General features: G+C 30.1%; 13 protein-coding genes and 3 tRNA genes. 12 read left to right on the forward strand and 4 right to left on the reverse strand.

The window, feature by feature from the left end:
• Nucleotides 1–68: 68 nt before the first annotated feature.
• Complete coding sequence (locus tag G4L40_RS03350) at nucleotides 69–4466, reverse strand: translocation/assembly module TamB domain-containing protein (RefSeq protein WP_317163929.1); 4398 nt, start codon at nucleotides 4464–4466, stop codon at nucleotides 69–71.
• Nucleotides 4467–4669: 203 nt separating this feature from the next.
• Here G4L40_RS03350 and tsaD point away from each other — a divergent pair, with 203 nt between their 5' ends.
• The 12 genes from tsaD to G4L40_RS03410 all read left to right on the forward strand — a co-directional run bounded on the left by tsaD (nucleotide 4670) and on the right by G4L40_RS03410 (nucleotide 15655).
• The gene (tsaD, locus tag G4L40_RS03355) at nucleotides 4670–5692 is read left to right on the forward strand and encodes a tRNA (adenosine(37)-N6)-threonylcarbamoyltransferase complex transferase subunit TsaD (protein ID WP_166235750.1); all 1023 of its coding nucleotides are present in this window, start codon (nucleotides 4670–4672) and stop codon (nucleotides 5690–5692) included.
• 4 nt (nucleotides 5693–5696) lie between these two features.
• Nucleotides 5697–6164 (forward strand): hypothetical protein, encoded by a 468-nt coding sequence (locus tag G4L40_RS03360; protein ID WP_166235751.1) that lies wholly within the window; start codon nucleotides 5697–5699, stop codon nucleotides 6162–6164.
• Nucleotides 6165–6168: 4 nt separating this feature from the next.
• Nucleotides 6169–6873 carry a 16S rRNA (uracil(1498)-N(3))-methyltransferase gene (locus tag G4L40_RS03365; protein ID WP_166235752.1) on the forward strand — a complete coding sequence of 235 codons (705 nt, stop codon included), beginning with the start codon at nucleotides 6169–6171 and terminating at the stop codon, nucleotides 6871–6873.
• Nucleotides 6866–7507: a DUF4159 domain-containing protein gene (locus G4L40_RS03370; RefSeq protein ID WP_166235753.1), complete on the forward strand. Its 642-nt coding sequence runs from the start codon at nucleotides 6866–6868 to the stop codon at nucleotides 7505–7507. The genes G4L40_RS03365 and G4L40_RS03370 overlap by 8 nt, the downstream gene beginning before the upstream one ends.
• Nucleotides 7508–7773: 266 nt before the next feature.
• On the forward strand, nucleotides 7774–8739 hold the full coding sequence (locus tag G4L40_RS03375; protein WP_166235754.1) for a zinc metalloprotease: 966 nt from the start codon (nucleotides 7774–7776) through the stop codon (nucleotides 8737–8739).
• A gap of 74 nt (nucleotides 8740–8813) precedes the next feature.
• The gene (locus tag G4L40_RS03380; protein ID WP_166235755.1) at nucleotides 8814–9908 is read left to right on the forward strand and encodes an AI-2E family transporter; all 1095 of its coding nucleotides are present in this window, start codon (nucleotides 8814–8816) and stop codon (nucleotides 9906–9908) included.
• Nucleotides 9909–9910: 2 nt separating this feature from the next.
• Nucleotides 9911–11089 carry a class I SAM-dependent methyltransferase gene (locus tag G4L40_RS03385; RefSeq protein ID WP_166235756.1) on the forward strand — a complete coding sequence of 393 codons (1179 nt, stop codon included), beginning with the start codon at nucleotides 9911–9913 and terminating at the stop codon, nucleotides 11087–11089.
• A gap of 5 nt (nucleotides 11090–11094) precedes the next feature.
• Nucleotides 11095–11664, forward strand: a complete 570-nt coding sequence (locus tag G4L40_RS03390; RefSeq protein ID WP_166235757.1) for a hypothetical protein — start codon at nucleotides 11095–11097, stop codon at nucleotides 11662–11664.
• An 11-nt stretch (nucleotides 11665–11675) separates the two neighbouring features.
• A complete protein-coding gene (locus G4L40_RS03395; protein ID WP_166235758.1) occupies nucleotides 11676–12128 on the forward strand; it encodes a hypothetical protein in 453 nt (150 codons plus the stop codon).
• A 359-nt stretch (nucleotides 12129–12487) separates the two neighbouring features.
• Nucleotides 12488–13630, forward strand: coding sequence for a Shedu immune nuclease family protein (locus G4L40_RS03400; RefSeq protein WP_166235759.1), 1143 nt, complete (start codon nucleotides 12488–12490; stop codon nucleotides 13628–13630).
• 200 nt (nucleotides 13631–13830) lie between these two features.
• Nucleotides 13831–14493, forward strand: a complete 663-nt coding sequence (locus G4L40_RS03405) for a hypothetical protein (RefSeq protein WP_166235760.1) — start codon at nucleotides 13831–13833, stop codon at nucleotides 14491–14493.
• A 121-nt stretch (nucleotides 14494–14614) separates the two neighbouring features.
• The gene (locus G4L40_RS03410; protein WP_166235761.1) at nucleotides 14615–15655 is read left to right on the forward strand and encodes an RES family NAD+ phosphorylase; all 1041 of its coding nucleotides are present in this window, start codon (nucleotides 14615–14617) and stop codon (nucleotides 15653–15655) included.
• Between the two features lie 288 nt (nucleotides 15656–15943).
• Here the strand turns inward: G4L40_RS03410 and G4L40_RS03415 are convergent.
• The 3 genes from G4L40_RS03415 to G4L40_RS03425 all read right to left on the reverse strand — a co-directional run bounded on the left by G4L40_RS03415 (nucleotide 15944) and on the right by G4L40_RS03425 (nucleotide 16202).
• Nucleotides 15944–16017, reverse strand: a tRNA-Arg gene (locus G4L40_RS03415).
• 13 nt (nucleotides 16018–16030) lie between these two features.
• Nucleotides 16031–16105: transfer RNA gene (locus G4L40_RS03420), tRNA-Pro, on the reverse strand.
• Between the two features lie 13 nt (nucleotides 16106–16118).
• A tRNA-Ser gene (locus tag G4L40_RS03425) sits at nucleotides 16119–16202 on the reverse strand.
• Between the last annotated feature and the right edge of the window lie 88 nt (nucleotides 16203–16290).

The following is a 16290-nucleotide window of genomic DNA, read 5'->3' on the forward strand; positions in this document are numbered from 1 at the left end:
TAATTATAGTGGCAAATTCAAACGTTTTCGTTAATAACTTTTTATTTTTTATGCTAAAAATTGAAGAATTATTCTATTTCTGGTACTTTAATAGGTTCTTCTTTAGTGCCTTCCGATTTTTTTACTTTTCGGTCGTTAATGTAATCTAAAAACTCAGTTGGTATGTCAGAATCAGGCATTTGATCATTAGAATTGGTTGAGTCTTTATCTTCTTTCTTTTTTGTAAAGATTTTACGAATCATTTCTTTAAAAGTATTGAACTCTACATTATAGGTTAGTCCAAGTCCTTGAGTATAACCAATACCTTCTCCTATATAATTGATGTCATTTTCTCTATTAAATACGTGTGCTGTTAGTGTACCGTCATCGTTCAATTGCATTTGAATTTCGACATTTCCTACAATAACAGATTCTGTTACACCACCTACAGGTACACCGACTTTTCCGTTGATTGAAATTTTATCATTAATTCTAGTACTCAAGGTAACCCCAACTCTGTCTGAGATTTCAGTTAATTTATTTCCTTGCGAATAATCAAAACCCAATTGCAGTTTACTATCTTCATCAGCAAATAAACCATTGATGATTGAATTTGCTCTTTCAAAAAGTGGACCATACGCAGCATTTCCGGCTGTTTCAGCAGTTACAAATGAACCTGTAGAAAGTAATGCAAACGCTTGTGTTTGACGCGTATCTTTGTCTTGTAACTTATAATCTATTTCGCTTTTTAGTACCGAACTAACATTAGGAAAATCAATATTAAAATCAGGTTCAGGATTGCTTAAATTTCCATTTAATAAAATAGAAACATTAGTATCTACCTTTTTATTAAACGAAGCACTTTCTAATAAAACGGCTGGGTTTGCAGTAGTTTTATAAGTTGCTTCTAAATCCAATACCGCATTCATAGGATCACCATCCCAGCGAATAGTTCCTCCTTTTTCAACATTAAATTTTTTATCAATTAGTCCACCATATTTAAAGTTGTATTGTCCTTCTTGTACAATAAAATCCCCATTCATTTGGAATTTTCCTAAGGTATTAATTTCCATAAACATAGAACCTAATCCCTTGCCTTTCATGGCATGACCTGATTCTCTATCCAAAATAATTTCAATTTCGGCATCGGTATCAATATCAAAATCAAATTCAAGTTCAATCCCTTGGTATTTATTTTTCTCTACAACTTTTCCGTCTTTTATTTTTTGAAATTCTTCTTTAGTCATAAACTTAATAAAAGAATTATCACCTATATCTTCATCATCATTCACTGGAATTTTAATCGAAGTTCCTTTTTCTGATTCTCCAGCTACCTTGATATTTAAAGCATTTACAGCGCCCGTTATGCTTGCAGTTCCTTTCATAAAAGCAGTTCCATAATAGTAAGCATCTTCATTATCTTCAGTGTCTAATGCCAAAATATTATTGGAACTTAAATGTAAATCCAATTGCCAATCTCCTAGTGCTTCATGACGAATACTTCCGTCTAAAATTCCTTTAGTTTTGTATTTTGTATCGGTAACTTCAATTTTTCTAAGACTAAATTGATGTTCGGTTATATCTACAATAGCATTTTTTTCAAACGCATAATCTACATTCAAATACGGCACACGCATTCCTGCATTATTTAGATACAAACGGCCATCTATTTCGGGTTTTGTTAGTGCTCCTGCAATATTAGCTCTACCCGTAGCATTACCTCTAACATCAGACAAAACAGAACCTAAAAGTGGTCCAAAAGGTGCTAAATCAAATTCTTGAAAACCAGCTTCTAACTCCAAACTTGATTGTTCGCCAACAAAGTTTACGTTTCCGTCTAAAAAGAATCGTTCGTCTCCATCTTGTTTTAAACTAGAGGCTACTTTGAATTGGTTAAAATTCTCATTTCCTTCAACGTTAAAATCTAAATCTCCAATTAGAATTTTATTAATTTGTAAGCTATCAATAGTTATACTTGATTGAGGATCATATACATTTTTATCTTGAAAGTATTTGACATTTCCATTTAGCTTCCCTCCAAAAGACAAACTATCTAACGATGGTGTTATTTTTTTCAAATCAACATCATCAAACGTTAACTGAAAATCTTTGTACGTTGAATCGCGCATAGAACCAAAGAAGTCCATTTTTTGATCATTATGTGACAAACTAATCTTTTGAAAATCAAAGTTTTTCATAAATTTATCAAACACAATTTTATTATCGTTAGTTTCATTTTCATTGATAAACCAAGTGTAATCTTTGAATTTTACTTCCGATTTTTTGAATCCAACTACCGACTGTTTTTTCTCGTCTATGGTGTGATATAAGTTTAAATCATATTTATCCTGACTTTGATTTCCTCCTTTAAACTCTGAACGAACAAACAAAGTATCATTAAGTGTAATATTAATTAAATTAAAATCAGCAATCTTATAATTTTTGTTTTTTATGGTGTCAACAGAAATATATGCGTTATAGATAGGATTTTTATTATCGATGTCAATTTTTACATTTTGAATATGATTTTCAAAAGCGACAATATTAGGTGATCTAAAATCCAATTCAAATTTACCTTCATCTGCATTGATTTTTCCTTTGAATCTGGTGTTTTCAGAAATCGAAACTTCTGGAATAAAAACTTCTACTATTTTATCATAAATTGTAAAATCAAACTCTAAGAATTGATCTTTTGCTAATTTATTCGGGGAATAATTGGCATACAAACTACCTAAAGCATTTTCAACTATTTTACGAACTTCTTTTACCTTGTATTTTCCAACAACTTGACCGCTAATAATATCTGGAGAATTCATTGTTATCGTACGAACTTTTTGTTCATCAAAAGAAGACGTAATTTCAAAATCCTCGAAAAAATAAAAATCTTTACTATTTTGATAAGACACGTCATGAATTTCCAAATTTCCAACCAAATCATCTATAGAACCACCATTAGCTTTAAAGTTGATATTCCCTTTAAAAATTGAAATAGAATCCTTTTTATAGAAATTCAAAAGATGTAAATCTGCATAATCAATTTGAGCTTTAAAATCATAATTATTGGCTTTCTTACTCAAATCAATCACACCGTCAAAGTCCATTTTTAAATTAGGGTCATTGCTGTTAAAATAACCTTTGTAATAAGGCATTTTCATACTTCCATCAACCGTAATATTTTGATAATTATATTTATTAAAATAGAACTTATCAATTTTACCTTTTATTTTAGTATTCAATAGTTTTTGAGTAAATCCTTTTCCATCAACATCTAAATCCAAGGTTGCTTTACCCAAATCTTTTTCACTTAATAATGCTCCCAAATCAAAATTAGCCAACTGAATATTTCCTTGATAAGAAGCATTATCAATATTATCAACATTTTGCATAGCTAATTTGCTCTCAATTTCGCCCAATTTTGAAAGTAAATAAACATCAGCATTGATATATTTCTGAGTTAATTCAACATCACCTGCTAAATTAACCGTTCCTAATTTTGCTAAAACAGATGGCAAATTTTCACCTAAAACTCTTGGCAGAATTCCTTTTAAATCTTCATAATTAGAGGTAACTCTATCAAAATTACCTTTCATGTAAAACGCTTGATTATCTTTTCCAAAAAGATTTCTAAAATTAACCGTTCCAATAATTTCGGATTGATTTTTATCTACTAACTTTAAATCATGCGTTGTAAAGTTATTTAATGTACCTACTAAATGCGTGTCAACATAAAACGTATTATTTTTTCCAAATTCATTATAAAAATGATTCAAATCATTTGAAGCAATTGAAGCTTTTTCAAACTGCACATCAAAAATTACTTTATTATTAAAATCTGAAAAATCTTTTCGATCATATTTTAACTCAACCCTTCCTTTCATTTCAGATTCTGGTGTATTCATTGCCAGTTGTTCTAAAAGAATATTCTTTTTTGTGTAAGTAAAATCGGCAGTTAAATTATTAACTTCTAAACCTCTATGATCTTTAAAAGAAAGCCTGTCTATAAATGTCGTTACATTTGGTCCTTTGATTAAAAAATCTTCAATTTTACCATTCAATCGCGTAAAATCTAAAACTTTAGGTGTTTTTAAATTTTCATCAATATAGCGAAAACGACTACTATAAATTGTCATTTTATTTGCTCTCATTCTAAACTTACCTGATGACGGTGTACCATCATCAAATGCTTCAATGAATTTATCTAAATTAGTATAATCTTCATTTTTATAGTTTACAATTTTAGCATCTAATCCGTCAATAATTACATCTTTAAGATAAGGATGTCCTGGGTCATATATTTTTTTAAAGCTTAAAATAGAAGTGTTTAATCGTTTTATAGCAAACAAAGTATCCTTATGATGGTCAAGAATTAGGATTCCTTTTAACTTTACACTACCAAAAGGAGTTATTGCAACTTGTTCAATTGTGAGATTTGTTCCATATGTTTTGTTGAGCTCATCTGTTGCATATTTCCCCAAATAAGTTTGCACTGGAGGCAACGACAATAGTATCCCCAGAAAGAGTAGCAATAATATTATTCCAAAAAGGAAACGAAATAGTATTTTTTTAAATTTTTTGATACTCTATTTTGTTTTAAATTTGCTTAAAATTATAAAAAAGGGGGATATCCAACAAAAATAAGGATTTTTGTAAGATAATTACAATATCTTTAAGTCAAATTTCGTGCCTAAATATGTTAGAAAAGAAAATATATACTTTAGCGATAGAAAGTTCGTGCGATGACACGTCTGCAGCCATACTTTGTAACGATATTGTTTTATCAAATATTGTTGCCAGACAAGCCATTCATGAAGAATATGGTGGTGTAGTGCCTGAGCTTGCTTCTAGAGCCCATCAGCAAAATATTGTTCCTGTGGTAGATGTTGCCATAAAAAAAGCAGGCATTACCAAAGAAGATTTGAATTGTATAGCTTTTACACAAGGTCCAGGATTAATGGGTTCGTTGTTGGTAGGTGGTTCATTTGCAAAATCAATGAGCATGGCATTAGACATTCCGTTGATTGCAATAAATCATATGAAAGCACACATTTTAGCTCATTTTATAGCCGAAGATGGATATGAAAAACCAACATTCCCATTTTTAGCTTTGACAATTTCAGGAGGACATACTCAAATTGTGAAAGTAACCAGCTTTTTTGACATGGAAATCATTGGAGAAACTACAGATGATGCTGTTGGTGAAGCATTTGATAAAAGCGCAAAAATATTAGGTCTTCCCTATCCTGGCGGACCTTTGATTGATAAATTTGCACAAGAAGGTAATCCAAAAGCGTTTCCATTTACCAAACCAAAAGTGCCTGGATTAAACTTTAGTTTTAGTGGTTTAAAAACACAAATTCTATATTTTATTCAAAAAAATGTAGCCCAAAACCCAAACTTTATTGAAGAAAACAAAGCCGATATTTGCGCTTCCATACAGCATACTATAATTCAAATTTTAATGGATAAACTTAAACTTGCTGTTGCTGAAACTGGTATTAATCAAATTGCAATTGGTGGTGGTGTTTCTGCAAATTCTGGAATTAGAACTACCTTGAAAGAAGCTGAAAAAAAATACGGTTGGAAAACGTATATTCCTAAATTTGAATACACAACAGATAACGCTGCCATGATTGGAATTGTAGGTTATTATAACTTTTTAGAAGAAAACTTTAGCAATGCTGACGTGGTTTCTAAAGCACGAATTGAATTTTAACAAAATGGATTCAATAATTAAAAGAAATAAGTCCAATTTTATTTGGCTAAGAAATGATAAGGTTTTAGGAAACTTATCATTTTCTGGTAATTCAAATCTTGAAGCTCAAATAAAAATTAGTGATACTGAATTATACGAAGTAAAACCTTACGGATGGTTTGGACAGAAAATCAAGATAACAAAAGATTCTAATACAATTTGTGAACTGAAATCAACCTTCTGGCAATCAAAAATGATTATATCTTTCAAAAAAGAAAAATACATCTTATCGTCTAAGGGCTTTTTCTCGAATTTTTTTGTTTTAAAAGATGAAAAAAGTGAAATTTTATTTGAATTACGTTTTTCAAGAAATATTAATAATTTCAAGGCTGTAATAAATCATAAAAACCATAACAAAGAAATATCTGATTTAGTCAAAATGTTAGCCGTCTACGGCGCAATCAATATAACTAAATCAAACTATCAATCTTAAAACTATGCAACTATTCTATAATTCCGATATAAAACAAGGTGACACAAACTTCTTTTTTGATAAAGAAGAAAGTAAGCACATAGTTAAAGTATTACGTAAAAAAGAAAGCGATAAAATACTGATTACAAATGGAATAGGCTACTTATTTGAATCGGAAATTATTTTAGCTTCTGAGAAAAAATGTGAAGTAAAAATCACTAAAGAAACCTTTCAAGAACCTGATAAATTTTACACACATATTGCAGTTGCTCCAACCAAAATGAACGACCGTTTAGAATGGTTTTTAGAAAAAGCCACCGAGATTGGCATTCATGAAATTACACCAATTATTTGTGATCATTCGGAACGAAAAGTGTATAAAATTGATCGAGCTGAAAAAATAATTCAGGCTGCTATGAAACAATCATTGCATTTTTATTTGCCTAAAATTAACGAACCTATTTCGCTTTCACAGTTTGTAAAATCTAATATTGATGGTCAAAAGTTTATTGCACATTGCGAAGAAACCGACAAAAAATCGTTTCAAAAGGAAATTACTAAAAATGAAAAAATTACTATTTTAATTGGTCCAGAAGGTGATTTTTCTACAAAAGAAATTAATTTAGCGATTGCCAATCAATTTATTCCTGTAACTTTGGGAAACACAAGATTACGAACAGAAACCGCAGCGTTAGTTGCTTGCCATACAATTGCATTACTAAATGAGTAAACCATTTTTAGTTGTATTTTTATTTCTTATAACCTTGGGATTTTCCCAAGAAGTGGCTGTTGGAAAATATTCTGGTGGCGGTGATTGGTATGCAAATCCGACTTCTTTACCTAATTTGGTGAAATTTTGTAATCAAAATATCAATACTACTTTAAATACCAAAATTGCAACTGTAGAAGTAGGTAGTGCAGAAATTTTTAATTATCCGTTTGTTCACATGACTGGGCACGGAAATGTAGTTTTTAGCGCAAATGATGTTATTAATTTACAAAAATATTTAAGCTCTGGTGGTTTCTTACACATAGATGACAATTATGGTATGGATGAATTTATAAGAAAAGAAATCAAAAAGATTTTTCCTGACAACCCATTAACAGAAATTCCTTCCAACCACATTCTTTTTCAAGAGCCGTATAATTTCCCTGGTGGATTACCTAAAATTCACGAACACGATAATAAAAAACCACAAGCATTTGGCATTTTTATAGACGGACGGATTGTTTTATTATACACCTACGAGTGTGATTTAGGCGATGGTTGGGAAGATGCAGAAGTACACAATGACCCAGCAAATGTAAGAGAAAAAGCACTCAAAATGGGTGCAAACATAATTCATTATGCTTTTACTTACTAATTCTTTTTAAATCAATTCTTAGTAATAGACCTTTAATATTATTTCAATCATTTAAATCTAATATTCCATATTTCATACTTTTTCATCTAATTTGATATTATATCCTAAAACTTTAACAAAATATACAGAAAATCTGTAAAATTAGAATTTTCAACTTCGTTAACTTTGAATCAGTTTTTTCATACAAACGATTTATTCTTTAAAAATAGATTATTGCTATTGTAAAAACTAAAAAAACCAAATTAACTAACTAAAATTTTAATTTTATGAAAAAAATCGTTTTATCAGCATTTGCTTTTCTGTTTTTGTTTTCATGTTCAAACGATGAAACATCAACAACAACGGAAGAAAAGACACTAGTTACACATGACCACAGAGGTTGTGCATCGCATGAAGTTTACGAAGAGCAATTGAGACAAAATCCAGAATTAGCTCAAAAAATGGAGCAAATTGAAAGATTTACAGAAGAAGCAATTAGAAACAATACTGCAAAATTAGTAAACGGGAAAATTCAAATTCCAGTTGTTGTAAATGTTTTGTATAAAACTGCTGCCGAAAATATTTCATTAACACAAATTCAATCACAAATAGACGTATTAAATAAAGACTTCAATGCAACTAATTCCGATTTTAATCAAGTGCCTGCGGTTTTTTCTGGAGTAAAAGCTAATGTAGGAATCTCGTTTGTTTTAGATGCTGTTTACAGAAAATCTACTACAAAAACATCTTGGGGAACCAGAGATGCAATGAAAAAATCAGCTCAAGGAGGACTTAATCCTACATCACCAACTACAAAATTAAATCTTTGGGTTTGTACAATTGGTGGTGGAATTCTAGGTTATGCTCAATTTCCTGGAGGTTCATCTGCAACAGATGGAGTTGTTATCGATTCTAGATATTTAGGGACAACTGGTACTGCAACAGCTCCTTTTAACAAAGGAAGAACAGCAACTCACGAAGTGGGTCACTGGATGAACTTAAGACATATTTGGGGTGATGCAACTTGCGGAAGCGACTTAGTATCAGATACACCTTCTCACAATACTGCAAATTATGGTATTCCAGCATTTCCACACTATTCAACATGTACTGGAACACCAATCGAAATGACTATGAACTACATGGATTACACAGATGACGCTGGTATGTATATGTTTTCAAATGGTCAAAAAAGCAGAATGCTTGCCATTTTCGCTTCAGGTGGTGCAAGAAATTCGTTTGCACAACCTTGATTTTAATTAATTGTTATTTGAGAAAACTCGCTATTTATTGGCGAGTTTTTTTTATTTTAGCCAAAAGAAAAAAAATGACTTCAAAAGAACTATCACATGGAATCGTAAGAGCAGTTTTAATACTTACTGCAATTGCTCTTTTGTTGTTTTTTTTATACCAAATAGCTACTGTCATTGTCTATTGCATTGTTGCTATTGTTTTTTCACTACTTCTTTATCCTTTGGTTTTGTTTTTAAGACGAAAACTCAAGTTTAGAAATACATTAGCTGTAGTAACTTCGCTGATTTTAGTGTTACTTGTTATTAGTGGAATTGTGCTTCTTTTTGTACCATTGATTGTATCGCAAGGCGAAAATTTATCACTTTTAGACATCCAATCATTAGAGAAAAATTACTTACAATTATTAAATAATATTACCAATTATTTGAATTCGCATAATATTGATTTACAACAATTAGTAAAAAACTCAAAACTAACTTCATTTTCTAATTTTGAATTTATTCCCAACTTTTTAAATAGTATTGCGAGTACTATTGGAAATATTGGAATGGGTTTAGCCTCAGTGCTTTTCATTTCATTCTTCTTACTTAAAGAAAGAACTTCATTTTCAGTAGCTTTTAAGAAAGTATTACCTGAAAATCAAAAAGAAAAAGTACTAAATTCAGTTGAAAAAATAAACGAAATGCTTTCTAAGTATTTTTTAGGCTTGTTATTACAATTATTCATAATTCTTATTTTATATTTCATTGTTTTCTTAATTTTTGGCATAGACAATGCGCTGATTATAGCACTTTTATGTGCTGTTTTTAATATTGTTCCATACGTTGGTCCATTAATTGCAACATTTGTAGCAGGAATATTAATTATGACCAACAGTATAGGTACAGGAGCCGATTTTAGCACCGAAACCTTACCTACTACCATCTACGTTTTAATTGGAATGTTTGTCGTACAATTAATAGATAACAACGTGAGTTCTCCTCTAATTTTCTCAAAAAGTACCAACTCGCATCCATTAGAAATATTTTTGGTTATCCTAATTTCTGGGATTTTATTTGGCATCACGGGAATGATTATTGCGGTTCCTTTTTATACTTCATTAAAAGTAATTGGTAAAGAATTCTTACCTGATAATCGCATAATCAAAGCACTTACCAAAAATTTTTAATTTTGAATATTCAACAACTTTTACATCCAGAAATTCAAAATTTCATTACAGAAAATTTAAGTATCGATAGCTCGAAATTAGCGCTAAAGAAAAATCCATTTCCGTCCGCTAATTATACCGAAATTATTCATCAAATTGTATCAAAAAAGAAAGCCAAAGACAAATTACCTACTTGGTTTGCTGCTTCAAATATTATTTATCCTGAAAAAATTTCTATAGAACAAACTTCTTCAGAAATAACAGCAAAATATAAAGCTTCATTGGTTTCTGGAGAAAATATAATAGATTGTACAGGCGGATTTGGCATAGATGATTACTACTTTGCACAGCAATTCAAATCGGTTATACACTGCGAAATTAATACTGAATTATCAGAAATTGTAAAACACAACTACACACAATTAAAAACAGAAAACATAACCTGTATTTCTGGTGATAGTTCTGAAATTTTAGCCCAATTAAAACAACGATTTGATTGTATTTATATTGATCCTTCACGAAGAAATGATTCCAAAGGAAAAGTATTCATGCTAGCCGATTGTCTGCCAAATGTAGTAGCGTTGCAAGATTTTTATTATCAATATTCAGATACTATTCTAATTAAAACCGCTCCTATTTTAGACCTTCAAGCGGGTTTAAATGAGTTAAAAAATGTTGCTTCCATTCATATTGTAGCCGTTGAAAATGAAGTCAAAGAATTGCTATGGGAAATCAAAAAATCATTTACCGATAGCCCAAAAATAATTGCGGTAAACATTGAAAAAGAACAAATACTTTCAACTGCAATCGAGCTTACAAAAAACTACCAAGCAACGTTTAGTTTGCCTAAAAAATATCTTTATGAACCTAATGCTGCATTACTAAAATCTGGCGGTTTTGAAGCGGTTTCTGAACTATTTGGTTTGGATAAATTGCACCAACATTCCCATTTATATACAACTGATGCAATTAAAGATTTTCAAGGAAGGCGATTTGAAATTAAGCAAGAAATTCCGTTTCAAAAAAACGATTTAAAAAAGTATGTTCAAAATCAGAAAATGAATGTTACTACCCGAAATTTCCCATTAAAAGTAGAAGACATCAAAAAGAAATACAAAATTAGCGACGGTGGCACATTGTTTGCTTTTTTTACTACAAACTTAAAAAATGAAAAAATAGTTTTACTTTGCACCAAAATTTAAAATCAATGAAAAATATACTTGCCCTTTTACTTTTTATCCCTGTATTAGCCACAGCACAAACTAAAGATTGTGTTTATGATATAGAAGAAAAAACGGACTCTACATCATTAAAAGTACTACCAAACGTATTAATTGATGAAAAGATTTTTGGAAACACAAATGAGTATCTGTTTTTCAATTTGATAAACAATGATGGCGCACCAATGTTAGGCTTGCAATTATTGCAAAAAAGTAAAGATTTTATACCAACCAAATGCATCAACAGTACTTCAAAAGTGATATTACAATTAAAAAACGGCAAAATTGTAACCCTAATTGCAAATGACGAAGAAAGTTGTAGTGTGTTAAACTATGATGAAAAAGAAAAAAACAACATCCGCATTTTAACAGCATACTTCTATTTTACCAAAACCAACTACGAAGAATTAAAAAATAGTTCTATCATGCTTATGCGAGTGCAATATGCAGGCGATTCAAAAGATTATGTACTAAAAAGTGAATTGACTTCAGAAACTTTAAATACCAAATCAAATCCTGAAACGTACTTTATGGATTTTATTAAGTGTGTGGAGTAAAACTATAGCAAATGAGAATTATTTATCTTGTCATCTTGAGTCTTTTTTTACAACATAGAGTTGTTTCACAAGAGAGTTCATTAAATACTCCTTCAAAACTTACAATTGAATTTATAAAAGACTATAAAAAATGGAATGATTTAGCATATGGCTTAAATCAAAATGGGAAAGAATATGATATCATTGAGAAAGAATACAAAAAAATAATTTCAAAATATTGCCTTGAAGGAAAAATACATCAAGGAATTTCTTTTGGTAGCGATTCTAATCACTGCCCAGAGCGAGAAAAAATAATTAAAGAAGATATCAAAACCGATAGAGCCATAATTATTACAAAATTTAAAGACAAAGTATTTGATTATTTAGAATCCGATTATGAATATCATTATATAAAAGTAAATGAAAAATGGTTTTTAGAGGAAATATACCTAATTGATGAAGAAGGAAAATACGAAGGCCTCTAACATATTAGATATAATAACAAAAAAAACAAAAAAGCCTTGCAAACGCAAGGCTTTTTTGTGATCGCGCCAGGATTTTTATACACACTGATTGACAATAAGTTAATACTAAACTGTGGCACAGCTGTGGCACAGAATTTTATTTTTCCCAAATTTAATTAGAAAAATAAAGAATAAAAATGTGTGTTTACATACTCTATTACTGAGCCATATTTGTTAAACTATATTTAATAATCTTTTATTTTATATATTTGATTTAACTAATAACAATATAAAAATAATTTGATGTTATTTAATAGTTAGCAGTAATGATTTACAAGTCCGTCTAAACAATAATGTATATTTGACATAAAATAAAATTTATGAGTCTTAGAGGTTCAAAACCAAATACAGCAGAAATTATTGACAATTTCAAATTGGAGCAACTTTATAATCACGAAATCGAAAACGGAAGATTTTTTAAAGTTGTATTTGCAGATAATGACAGTACAAATATACAGTTGGCTCCAAAAACATTTATGCAAGTCAAATATTTACCTTCAAGAAATAATATAGAAGGCATAGACATTATAAAAATTGTTGACGGGAAAGAAAGTCAAAAAGTTTCTTTCGCTAAGTTTGACTTTGCACAGTTAGAACTTTTCTTAAATTTTATACATGATATAGACTTAAGTACAGTTTCTGACAGAAGATTAAAATTAGCAGATAATTCATTAGATATTCTCGACGAAGAAACGAAAAAAAAAGTATCTACATTGTTGCAAGGTTCTGAAGGTGCCGAACTAATTCAACAATTATTAGATAACGATATTATCACAAGTCAAGATATTGTTAATACAGGCTACAGAAAGAATCAGTTAAAAATATTTAATAGATTGCTTAATGAGAATGGCTATTTACAATTGTATAAAAAAGAAGAAAACGCTATTTCGGAAAACTCGAAAGATGAAATTGCATGGCAACATTTTTTTAATAAAAACCCTTGGATTTTTGGTTATGGCTTGGATTATCGATATCAAAATATTTTACAAAAGGAGTTTTCAGCATCAGGTAATGATGCAGCTGGAAAAGGACAAGTAAATGCAGATTTTTTAATTGGTGACAACTACTTTACAACTTTTGTCGAATTGAAAACTCCAGATACAGAATTATTTGTGAATACAAGCAGTGGTCAAAATCGTTCGGGCAGCTGGTGCTTGTCAACCAAATTAATATATGCCGTTTCACAAATTTTGGAACAGAAGGCCGCAGGACAAATAAAACTCGAAAGCGAACCGTACAATTCTCAAGAAGAAAAAATAACTCAGAAAGGTTACGATTCTAAATGCATTCTAATTATTGGCAATTTAGATACAGAAATACAAAAATCTCAAGACAGCTATAAAGTAAAGGAAATCAAAAAGAAAACTTTTGAATTGTTTAGACGTGACTCTCGAAATATTGAAATATTAACTTATGATGAACTTTATTTAAGAGCATATCACATTTGTCATAAAGAAATCTAAATATCACTGCTGCTAATAGCAATTTCTATAAATAGCGAGCATTTTCCTTTTTTAAATTTTAACTTAGTAGAAAGTATATAGTCCCAAAGTTAACTACTTCCTGAAGCGGCAGACGTTAGCAGCAATTGACAGAGACTTAGATAGAATCATTTTCTTTATATAAAAAACAGCAAAATTTAACTTAGATTTTAACAATAGAAATGGAGGATATAAAGAAAACGGAAATTGAATTTGATAATTTTATGTTAGAAATAGGATATTCTAAGGTTTCTAACGATGTTGGATTTTCACCAAATTTTAAAAACGCAGATTATATAAATAAAAACAAAAATATAATTGTTGAACTTAAAATAATTGAAAAGGATTACTTTGAAAAAGGTGGATTTATAGATTCGACCAATAGTTTCATTTCATTTCCAATTAATATTAATAAAGATGGAACAGGAATATATAATTTTCAATTTCCTAATGTAAATCGAGAAGGAACTTTAGACAATATAGAAGAACCAATTAGAAGAACACTCAAAAAAGCGAATAAACAACTTAAAGAGACAAAAAGTTACTATTATGAAAATTCATTAAGTTTTGGATTAGTATTTATTCTGTTAGTTGGACTAAAATCCATTTCAGCAGAAAACTTAACACCAGTAATTAGAAAAATTTGCAACAATGAGTTTTCTGACATAGATGGAATTGTTGTATGTAAACCATATAAAACTGAAATTGTAAATACCAATTTCTTTAGAGACACCGAATGTTTTTCTATTACAAATGAAACGAATTTAGATAAGAAAACTATTTGCTTAGAACTTGCTGAAGATTGGGTTGTTTTTTTAGAAAAAGGCGGGCACAACTGCCAATAAAATGGTTTTTGCGAAAGTGGAAAAATGTTCTAATTCTGATTATTTATACTTCGATTGTCCCACCTTCGCAAAGCTCAAAGATGATATGTGATATTTTAGAAACCCAAAAACCAACAATAAATTGCAAAAACATTTAATATGTTCAGAATGCTTCAAGGACGAAGGTTTGAAACTTGATGCTCGTAAAATTGGCATCAAAAATAAAAAAGACTGTAGAAACTGCAACAAAAAAAACGGTTCAAAATTAACTGCCAAACTAATAGGCGATTTGGCATATCGATTTTTTGTAAAAGGTACATCCTGGAAAGTTGATTATGGAGCTGCACCATTAATTCAATTTAATGAACATCAAAAAACAAGTATTAGTTTTAAAGAACCATTAAAAAGTGACGTAGTTTTAATTGAAAAGAATATTAGTATTGGATTTTTTGATTATGGTCCCAGATTATGGATGTTAGGTCATATTGAACCATTAAAAAAATTGCAAACAAGAAAATATAGAAAAGAAATTATAGATAGGATTATCAAAGAATATCCATCACTAACTCTAACTAGTGATGCTAAATTTTACAGATTACGCAAAAATCCAAAAGAGCCCGAAAAACATTCTGAATATGATAGCCCTCCTAAATCAGGTAATGGTCGTTTAGACTCAAATCGATTACCTATTTTATATGCTTCTCCAGATCTAGAAGTTTGCATTCATGAATGCAGATCAACTGCAATAGACCATTTATTCGTTAGTACTTTACAGCCTAAATCTAATTTAAAACTATTAAATTTGGCAGTAATCTTAGAAGAAGATTGCACTGAATTTGAGAGTTTAGATATTTCTGTTCAATTTTTATTTTATGCGGAAAATCATTCTTACGAAATCTCAAGAGAGATTGCTAAAGCAGCATATAAATCAGGATTTGACGGAATTATTTACCCTTCATATTTTAGTTCGCTGAGAACTGGCTCGTATCCTACAGAAACAATTTATGGAATGTCTATAAGGAAATTTCCACAGTTTAAAGATAGAATTGAAAATCAAATCATTCCTAATGTTGCACTATTTGGAAGACCCATTAAAGAGAAAAAAATTTCTGTTGAGTGTATAAACAAAGTGATTTTAGACAGAATTGATTATCATATACATTTTGGACCTATAGGATATTAAAAACATCAAATAATAACTGTTTGCTTTATATGGGTCTCTTGAAATTAATTTAATGGAGATTTTAAACTTTTGAATTAGGTGATAAACCGAAACTAAAAACAATAAAATCTACTTTTGCAATAAATTATACTCTGACACACTAAATTTTACTGTGTCAAAACTGTGTCAAAAAACGTTTTTTGAAATTTTGAAAATAAATTAAAACACTGAAAAACAAGTAGTTATATTTTAGAAATAGAAACAAAAAAAATCCGTAACATCTTGAAAATCAAGTTATTACGGACTAGGTGATCGCGCCAGGATTCGAACCTGGGACCTACTCATTAGAAGTGAGTTGCTCTATCCAGCTGAGCTACGCAACCTATTTTATTTTTGTCGGGGTGGCAGGATTCGAACCTGCGGCCTCCTGCTCCCAAAGCAGGCGCGATAACCGGGCTACGCTACACCCCGAAGACAAAAAAAGCGGAGAGACAGGGACTCGAACCCTGGCGACGGTTACCCGTCGACAGATTAGCAATCTGCTCCGTTACCACTCCGGCACCTCTCCTATTATTCTGTAAGAACTTATCTTTTTTGCGGTTGCAAATGTATGGTTTCATTCGTTAATATACAACTATTATCAGACTTTTTTTATT

The sequence above is a fragment of the Flavobacterium celericrescens genome (assembly GCF_011392075.1).
GTDB classification, from domain to species: Bacteria; Bacteroidota; Bacteroidia; order Flavobacteriales; family Flavobacteriaceae; genus Flavobacterium; species Flavobacterium celericrescens.

Excerpts from the sequence above, each read along its gene's own strand:
- tsaD (WP_166235750.1), top strand. The coding sequence starts at position 4,670 with ATGTTAGAAAAGAAAATATATACTTTAGCGATAGAAAGTTCGTGCGAT.
- G4L40_RS03360 (WP_166235751.1), top strand. The coding sequence starts at position 5,697 with ATGGATTCAATAATTAAAAGAAATAAGTCCAATTTTATTTGGCTAAGA.
- G4L40_RS03365 (WP_166235752.1), top strand. The coding sequence starts at position 6,169 with ATGCAACTATTCTATAATTCCGATATAAAACAAGGTGACACAAACTTC.
- G4L40_RS03370 (WP_166235753.1), top strand. The coding sequence starts at position 6,866 with ATGAGTAAACCATTTTTAGTTGTATTTTTATTTCTTATAACCTTGGGA.
- G4L40_RS03375 (WP_166235754.1), top strand. The coding sequence starts at position 7,774 with ATGAAAAAAATCGTTTTATCAGCATTTGCTTTTCTGTTTTTGTTTTCA.
- G4L40_RS03380 (WP_166235755.1), top strand. The coding sequence starts at position 8,814 with ATGACTTCAAAAGAACTATCACATGGAATCGTAAGAGCAGTTTTAATA.
- G4L40_RS03390 (WP_166235757.1), top strand. The coding sequence starts at position 11,095 with ATGAAAAATATACTTGCCCTTTTACTTTTTATCCCTGTATTAGCCACA.
- G4L40_RS03395 (WP_166235758.1), top strand. The coding sequence starts at position 11,676 with ATGAGAATTATTTATCTTGTCATCTTGAGTCTTTTTTTACAACATAGA.
- G4L40_RS03400 (WP_166235759.1), top strand. The coding sequence starts at position 12,488 with ATGAGTCTTAGAGGTTCAAAACCAAATACAGCAGAAATTATTGACAAT.
- G4L40_RS03405 (WP_166235760.1), top strand. The coding sequence starts at position 13,831 with ATGGAGGATATAAAGAAAACGGAAATTGAATTTGATAATTTTATGTTA.